A 7,511-nucleotide genomic window follows, 5' to 3' on the forward strand; every position below is an offset into this window, starting at 1 on the left:
GAAATAAAATGCCCCGAACGGGTCGGGGCAGGTCGCGGTACGGCAGATCGGATGATGGCCTATTGGCGATAACCCTTGAGGAAGTTACCGATGCGGCCAATGGCCTGCTCCAGCTCATCGACGCGGGGCAGGGTGACCACGCGGAAGTGATCCGGCCACGGCCAGTTGAACGCGGTGCCCTGAACGACCAGCAGTTTTTCCGACAGTAGCAGGTCCAGAACGAATTTTTCGTCGTTGTGGATCGGGCAGATTTTCGGGTCGATACGCGGGAATGCGTACAACGCCCCCATGGGTTTGACGCAGCTCACACCCGGAATGTCGTTGAGCAGCTCCCAGGTCCGGTTGCGCTGCTCCAGCAGGCGACCTGGCGGCAGGATCAGGTCATTGATGCTCTGATAGCCGCCCAGCGCGGTCTGGATGGCGTGCTGGCTCGGCACGTTGGCGCACAGGCGCATGTTGGCCAGAATATCGATGCCTTCGATGTAGCTCTGTGCGTTGTGTTTCGGTCCGGAGATGGCGATCCAGCCCGAGCGAAAGCCCGCGACCCGGTAGGATTTCGACAGGCCGTTGAAGGTCAGGCACAGCAGGTCCGGCGCCAGCGACGCGGTGCAGACGTGCACGGCATCGTCGTAGAGAATCTTGTCGTAGATTTCGTCGGAGAACACCACCAGGTTGTGCTGGCGGGCGATTTCCAGCATGCCCAGCAGGACTTCCTTTGAGTACACCGCACCTGTAGGGTTGTTCGGGTTGATGATCACCATCGCCTTGGTGTTCGGGGTGATCTTGGCCTTGATGTCTGCCAGATCCGGCCACCAGTTGGCCTGCTCGTCGCACAAGTAGTGCACCGGATTGCCGCCGGACAGGGCCACCGCGGCGGTCCACAGTGGATAGTCGGGCGCTGGCACCAGCACTTCGTCGCCGTTGTTGAGCAGCGCCTGCATCGACATCACGATCAATTCGGACACGCCGTTGCCCAGGTAGATGTCTTCGATGCCGACACCTTCGACCTGTTTCTGCTGGTAATACTGCATGACGGCCTTGCGTGCGCTGAACAGGCCTTTGGAATCGCTGTAGCCCTGGGCGGTCGGCAGATTGCGGATCACGTCCTGAAGGATTTCGTCCGGCGCCTCGAAACCAAACGGTGCCGGGTTGCCGATGTTCAGCTTGAGGATGCGATGGCCTTCCTCTTCCAGGCGTTTGGCGTGCTTGAGCACCGGCCCGCGAATGTCATAGCAGACGTTTGCGAGCTTGTTCGATTTGCTGAACTGCATGGTGATGATCCCGAAAATGGACGAGCTGTTGCCGGCTTGCAGGTGAAGGTCGCTGTACGAAGCTCGATGAAATGAGTTTGTGCGCGACAAACGCGGGTGCCAGACTGACGTCTGACCTGGCGCAATCATACGTGCCACCTGATCTGCGGAAAAGATACAGATCGGGCTTTTTCAGAATTGGAGGTGTACCTGTGGACAAGTTGCAGAAAACGCTCGAAGAATGGCGCGAGATGCTCGACCCCGCCCAATACGAAGTCTGTCGCCTGAAAGCGACCGAACGTCCCTTCACCGGCAAGTACAACAGCACCAAGACCGCGGGCGTCTACCATTGTGTGTGTTGTAACGAGCCGCTGTTCGACTCCGGGACGAAGTTCGACTCCGGCTGCGGCTGGCCCAGCTTTTATGCACCCATCGGAGACAGTGCCGTGGTGGAAGTGCGCGACATCAGCCACGGTATGATCCGTACCGAAGTGGTCTGCGCCAAATGCGATGCGCACTTGGGGCATGTGTTTCCGGACGGTCCGCCGCCGACCGGCCTGCGCTACTGCATCAACTCGGTGTGCCTGAATCTGGAAGCTCGCGAGTAACCGGTTCGCGGTTAGAGGTCGTCACTGGCCCCAGGGCTGAAGCGTCGCACTTATCGGGCCGCATCAGCGCTGGAAATTGAAGTGCACACCGTTTGATTGCACGCTAACGTCGTGGGCCGTATTGCGCACCGCCACGGCACGCGCTTGAACCCCTGATTGCCCCGAGGCACTGTCATGAGCGAAAACCTGCTGAGCATCCCGTGCACCACAATCAAAGGCGAGCAGAAAACCCTCGCCGACTTCGCCGGCAAGGCCGTGCTGGTGGTCAATACCGCCAGCAAATGCGGCTTCACGCCGCAGTACAAGGGGCTGGAAAAACTCTGGCAGGACTACAAGGACCAAGGCCTGGTGGTGCTTGGCTTTCCCTGCAATCAGTTCGGCAAGCAGGAGCCCGGCGATGAAGGCGCAATCTCCGGGTTTTGCGAGCTGAACTATGGAGTCAGCTTTCCGCTGTTCAAGAAAATCGACGTCAATGGCGAGCAGGCTCACCCGCTGTTCGTCCAGCTCAAGAAGCAGGCGCCAGGCCTGCTGGGCTCAGAACGGATCAAATGGAATTTCACCAAATTCCTGATCGGCAAGGACGGCAAGCTGGTCAAACGCTTCGCGCCGCTGACCAAGCCTGAAGAACTGACCGGCGAAATTGAGGCGCTGCTGCGCTAGACGCGTCGGTCAACTGTTCTCGGTGAGCGGAATCCACTGGTCCAGAATGTCGACCAGCTCGGCTCGCCGGAAGGGTTTGGCAAGGTAATCGCTCATGCCGGCCGCCTTGCAGCGTTCACGCTCGTCCGGCATGGCATTGGCGGTCAGGGCGACGATGGGCAGATTGGGCCAGCGCCCGCTGCTGCGAATCTGACGGCTGGCCTCGTAGCCGTTCATGACCGGCATGTTGCAATCCATCAGCACCAGATCGAAATCGCTACGTTCCAGTTCTTCGAGCGCTTCGCCGCCGTGGCTGCTGACGACCACTTCGCAGCCCAGTTTGGCCAGTATCCCCTTGGCCACCAACTGGTTCACCGGATTGTCTTCCACCAGCAGGATGCGCGCCGGTCGCTGAGTGGTCAGTTCCTGGCGCGCCGTGCCTCTGATGGTGTTTTCTTCCTTGTTCAGTACCCGGCGCAGCGTGTGATACAGCGCGTTACGGGCCAGCGGCCGGGCTTGCTGATGCAGCGGTGCAAGGGCACTGACCTGCTCGCCGGGCATGAAATTGCCGTAGGCGGTGACCAGCAGGATGGGCGCAGGCGTGGCCGGGCGAATGGCGAACAGGCATTCCGGGCAATCGGTGATCACCAGATCCGGAAGGGTATCGAGTTCCAGCGGGTGGTCGCGGTTACCGATACTGCGCCGTTCAAGCTCCACGCCCCACGCGGGCAGCAGGCTGCCGAGCAATTCCACCAGACCGCTGCCCGCCGGGCTGATGACGGTCACGCGGCCGTTGAGCGGGGCAGGGTAGATCGCCTCGATGTGCACAGGCAGCGGCAGTTCGGCGCAGAACTGGCTGCCCACTCCGGAGCGGGATTGAAACGTCAACGTGCCGTGCATGGCCTGACACAGGCTATGGGTCAGCGACAGGCCCAGGCCGGTACCGCCAAATTGCCGGGTGATGGCGGCTTCTGCCTGAGTAAACGGCTGGAAGATTCTCGCCTGGGCCTCCTGCGCGATACCGATGCCGGTGTCGCGCACTTCGATCCTGACCCGGTTTTCGCGGGTTTTTGGGTCCGTCTTGCAGGTCAGTTTCACGTCCACTCGCCCGAAGCGGGTGAACTTGAGGGCGTTGGACAGCAGGTTGCTGACGATCTGCCGGACGCGGGTCGGATCGCCGGACACCATGGCCGGAAAATCCTGCGCGATCAGGCAGGTCAGTTCGACACTGGGTGCTGCGTTCTGTGACAGCAGATTGGCGGTGTCCTCGACCAGCAGGCCAAGGTCGAACGGAATACGCTCGATCTCCAGATGCCCGGCATTGAACTTGGACATGTCGAGAATATCGTTGAGCAGTTCGACCAGCACCTTGCCCGAATCGTGGGCGATCATCAGTTGCTGGCGTTGTTCGGCATTCAGCGGGCTGTCCAGCGATAACGCCAGCATGCCCAGAAGGCCGTTGAGCGGCGTGCGGATTTCATGGCTCATGTGGGCCAGAAACGCCGAGCGCGCATGCGCCATGTCCAGTGCGGTACTGCGCGCGATCTGCAATTCTTCGTTGGACTGGCGCAAGCGGATATTGCTGGTGTGCAGTTCGCTGGTTCGGGCCGAGACGATGCTTTCCAGCTGATTCAGGTGGTTGGTGAGCTGATCCTCGGCCTCGCGGCGGCGGGCAAACTCGCTGGTCACGGTTTCGATCTGACGGTTGAAGGTTTCGACCAGCACCCCGATTTCATCCTGCTCGTGATTCGGCGGGCAGGTGATTTTCTTCTGCTGAGGGCTGCGCGGATCGTGACTGCTCAAGTCCCGGATCACACCGACCAGAGGTTTGGTCAGCGTTGCGTAGAACAGAATGGTCAGAATGGCCGCCAGCGCCAGGCTGCGGACGAAGCCGTTGAGCAGGGTGATTTCGGCGCGCTGCAGGAAATGGCTGCCGAAGGCAAAGGTGTCGACCGTGAGGTACAGCGTGCCGATGGTTTCGTTAGGCAGATGATCCAGGTGCAGCTTTTCCTCGAACTGGCGGCTTTCACCGAACATCCAATCGCTCAGCACCCGGTAGCGTCCCGTCGCCATGGGCCGCTCGACGCTGGAAAGCACCATATTGTTGTTATCGGTGAGTCTGGCGCTGACCACGGCGGGCGAGCGCAACAGACCCAGCGTCAGTTCCTGCGCCAGTTCGGCATCAATGTTGTAGGCAATGCGCGAGGCGGGATTCTGGATGATTTCCAATAGAGAACTGATTTCACGATCGATGGATGCGTCTTCGCTGGCATAATCGATTGCAATCTGAAACAGGCTGAGCAAGGTTCCCAGGGCAAAGCCGATCAATACGGCCATGCGTGCCTGCTTGAATGAAAGCCTGTTGGTGAGCCTTATATCCATGAATACTTACTGCCACTTCTGGTGCCCAGTGCCGGGCAAGCATAGCTGATCGGGGCAGGTGATCAGTCAGTTAAATATGAGGAGAAACCGTGGATTCTCGGTTGAATGCTTTTCTGGAACGCGCCGACGTCGTTCTGGCGCGGCTGGAGCCCTTGCTGCCAGCGCCTCGCGAGCCGGTCGACTGGACGCAGGCGCTGGCTGCGCGCTGGGTCCGTGAAGGCCGCAATGGTTACCTGATGCCGCTGCAGGTCAGTCTGGACATGCGCCTGTCCGATCTGATCGGCGTGGATCTGCAGCGTGATCAGTTGGGGCGCAATACCCGTCAGTTCATCGACGGGCTGCCCGCCAACCATGCCTTGCTCTGGGGATCGCGGGGCACCGGCAAGTCGTCGCTGATTCGCGCGCTGCTGGCCGAATACGCGCAGTCGGGTTTGCGTCTGGTGGAAATCGAGCGCGATCACCTGGCCGATCTGCCGCGCCTCGTCGAGCAATTGCAGGCGCTGCCGCAGCGTTTCGTGCTGTTCTGCGACGACCTGTCGTTCGAGTCGGGCGAGGGCGATTATCGGGTGCTCAAGAGTGTGCTCGACGGATCACTGGAACAGGCGCCGGACAATGTGCTGCTGTACGCCACTTCCAATCGCCGTCACCTGGTACCGGAGAAGGAAAGCGACAATGCCAACTGGCAGCAGGTCGACGGCGAACTGCATCCGAGCGAGGCCGTGGAGGACAAGATTGCCTTGTCCGACCGGTTCGGGCTGTGGCTGTCGTTCTATCCGTTCACTCAGGATCACTACCTGAATGTGGTCGAGCACTGGATTGGCCAGCTGGCGCTGAAATCCGGCCTCGACTGGCAGCGTGATGAGCATCTGGACAAGGCCGCGGTCCGCTGGGCGACCGGACGCGGCAATCGAAATGGTCGCTGTGCCTACCAGTTCGCACGGTACTGGGTAGGTCTTCAATTGCTGGAGCAACATACATGATCAATCTGCAAGACACAGGCGCAGGCCTGGACGGATACAACCTCTTGGCGGCGCAACTGGAAGCGCTGCTCGCCGACGAGCGTGACTTCATCGCCAACGCGGCACAGTTTTCAGCCTTTCTCTACACTCAGATCGACGATCTGAACTGGGCGGGCTTTTACCTCAATCGCGACGAAGAACTGGTCCTCGGGCCCTTTCAGGGGCAGGTTGCCTGCGTGCGGATTCCATTCGGGCGTGGCGTGTGCGGCGCTGCGGCGCAAAGCCGGCAGACCCAGCGCGTCGAGGACGTGCACAGCTTCGCCGGACACATTGCCTGCGACAGCGCTTCCAACAGTGAGCTGGTGGTGCCGCTGATCAAGGGCGGGCGACTGATTGGCGTGCTGGACCTGGACAGTCCACGTGTAGGGCGCTTCAAGGAAGGGGATCAGGCAGGGATCGAGCGACTCGCGGCGATCTTTCTGGCTGCGACCGACTGCTGAGTGAGCCGGTGACCGGCGGCAACGCCGGTTTCTGGATGTTTGATTCTGTGCAAACGTGGCGGTGGGAGCGCGTGTGCTCCCGCCGTGATTTCAGTACCGGTCAATAACGGCCATCAATCGTAGATGACCTTCTTCTTCCATTCCGATTCGGTCTCGTCCGCTTTCAGACCTTCGGTCAGCGCATTGTCGTCGTCAGCCGATGGCGCGGTGTTGGTCAGCACCATTGAGTTGGCGCGGGCCAATTGTTTTTCCATGGCCACCAACTGCTGCTGATAAGTAACCGGGTCCGGCTGGTTGCGCAGGTACTGCACGCCACGTTCGAATGCCAGACGCGCCTGACCTGGCTGATCCTGGGAAAGCGCCATCTGGCCGAGGTTGTTGAAAAACTCAATGTGCAGGTTCACCAGAATCGTGCGGATTTCGCGGATCCAGTGTTTGGCTTCGCTGGTTTGCAGAAAACCGTCGTGGGCAGCGCGTGTCACCTGACCATGCAGGGCTTCGAGCAGAAAGCGCACGTCCTTGGCCTTGGCTTCGGTTTGAATCGGCGTAACCGGGTTGGTCACTTCGATGCGATCACCCTGGGCGACCTGCTCTTCCAGTTCGGCAATGCGGCTCTTGAGTTGGGCATTGCCTTTTTCCAGCGCCAGCATGCGCTGCACCACGTTCAGTTCCAGGCGGGTCAGCAGCAGTTTGAGTGCCGGAGACATAAGCTGGCCCGGAAACACTTCGGTGATTTCGCCGCATCGACGCAGGCGATCATTGAGCTCGACCTTGGTGCGTGCCTTATCCAGTTTGCTGTTCTCAGCGACGTGATTCAGGTAGCCGATCGCGATCAGCACAGCGATACCGGCTACTACCATCAGTGTGATCATGAGTGGAGTCACTGCGCAAACCTCATTTGTTCAAGTAATTTTGCTGCGAGTGTAGTGGCTAAGCACTACTGCGCATAGATGTGCCTGTCGGAGTTTGCAACATCGCCTCTATTATAGGTAAGTAACGGCGAGCCGTCGGTCGGCCCTTCAAGAGGGGCGAAGTCGTTGATTTCAATAAATTTTCAGAATGGGGTTGACGACCCTTCAAACCATCCATAGAATGCGCGCCACTTACAGCGTAAAGCACAAAGCGAAGCGCGATAAGCAGTGAATGTTGTACGTGTGTCCCCTTCGTCTAGTG

The 7,511-nt window shown here is 59.7% G+C and carries 7 protein-coding genes; 4 read left to right on the forward strand and 3 right to left on the reverse strand.

All coding sequences use genetic code 11. The annotated features are described in order from the left end of the window. Window positions 1–59 precede the first annotated feature (59 nt). Window positions 60–1,271, reverse strand: a complete 1,212-nt coding sequence (locus tag BZK31_RS20110; RefSeq protein ID WP_083184809.1) for a pyridoxal phosphate-dependent aminotransferase — start codon at window positions 1,269–1,271, stop codon at window positions 60–62. Window positions 1,272–1,462: 191 nt separating this feature from the next. Between BZK31_RS20110 and msrB the strand changes: the two genes are divergently transcribed. Beyond that, window positions 1,463–1,858, forward strand: coding sequence for a peptide-methionine (R)-S-oxide reductase MsrB (msrB, locus tag BZK31_RS20115; RefSeq protein WP_083184791.1), 396 nt, complete (start codon window positions 1,463–1,465; stop codon window positions 1,856–1,858). A 174-nt stretch (window positions 1,859–2,032) separates the two neighbouring features. Further along, window positions 2,033–2,518 (forward strand): glutathione peroxidase, encoded by a 486-nt coding sequence (locus BZK31_RS20120; protein ID WP_083184793.1) that lies wholly within the window; start codon window positions 2,033–2,035, stop codon window positions 2,516–2,518. A 9-nt stretch (window positions 2,519–2,527) separates the two neighbouring features. On the opposite strand, the gene BZK31_RS20125 is transcribed toward BZK31_RS20120, so the two are convergent. Beyond that, a complete protein-coding gene (locus BZK31_RS20125) occupies window positions 2,528–4,879 on the reverse strand; it encodes a hybrid sensor histidine kinase/response regulator (RefSeq protein ID WP_083184794.1) in 2,352 nt (783 codons plus the stop codon). Window positions 4,880–4,968: 89 nt separating this feature from the next. Here BZK31_RS20125 and BZK31_RS20130 point away from each other — a divergent pair, with 89 nt between their 5' ends. Together BZK31_RS20130 and BZK31_RS20135 are read left to right on the forward strand one after the other, a co-directional pair. After that, window positions 4,969–5,859: an ATP-binding protein gene (locus BZK31_RS20130; RefSeq protein WP_083184796.1), complete on the forward strand. Its 891-nt coding sequence runs from the start codon at window positions 4,969–4,971 to the stop codon at window positions 5,857–5,859. Then, window positions 5,856–6,338, forward strand: a complete 483-nt coding sequence (locus BZK31_RS20135; protein WP_083184798.1) for a GAF domain-containing protein — start codon at window positions 5,856–5,858, stop codon at window positions 6,336–6,338. Before BZK31_RS20130 ends, BZK31_RS20135 begins: the two co-directional genes overlap by 4 nt. A gap of 113 nt (window positions 6,339–6,451) precedes the next feature. Here BZK31_RS20135 and BZK31_RS20140 read toward each other — a convergent pair whose 3' ends face one another. Further along, window positions 6,452–7,210 (reverse strand): hypothetical protein, encoded by a 759-nt coding sequence (locus BZK31_RS20140; RefSeq protein WP_083184800.1) that lies wholly within the window; start codon window positions 7,208–7,210, stop codon window positions 6,452–6,454. Window positions 7,211–7,511 lie beyond the last annotated feature (301 nt).

Source organism: Pseudomonas floridensis (assembly GCF_002087235.1).
Classification (GTDB): Bacteria; Pseudomonadota; Gammaproteobacteria; order Pseudomonadales; family Pseudomonadaceae; genus Aquipseudomonas; species Aquipseudomonas floridensis.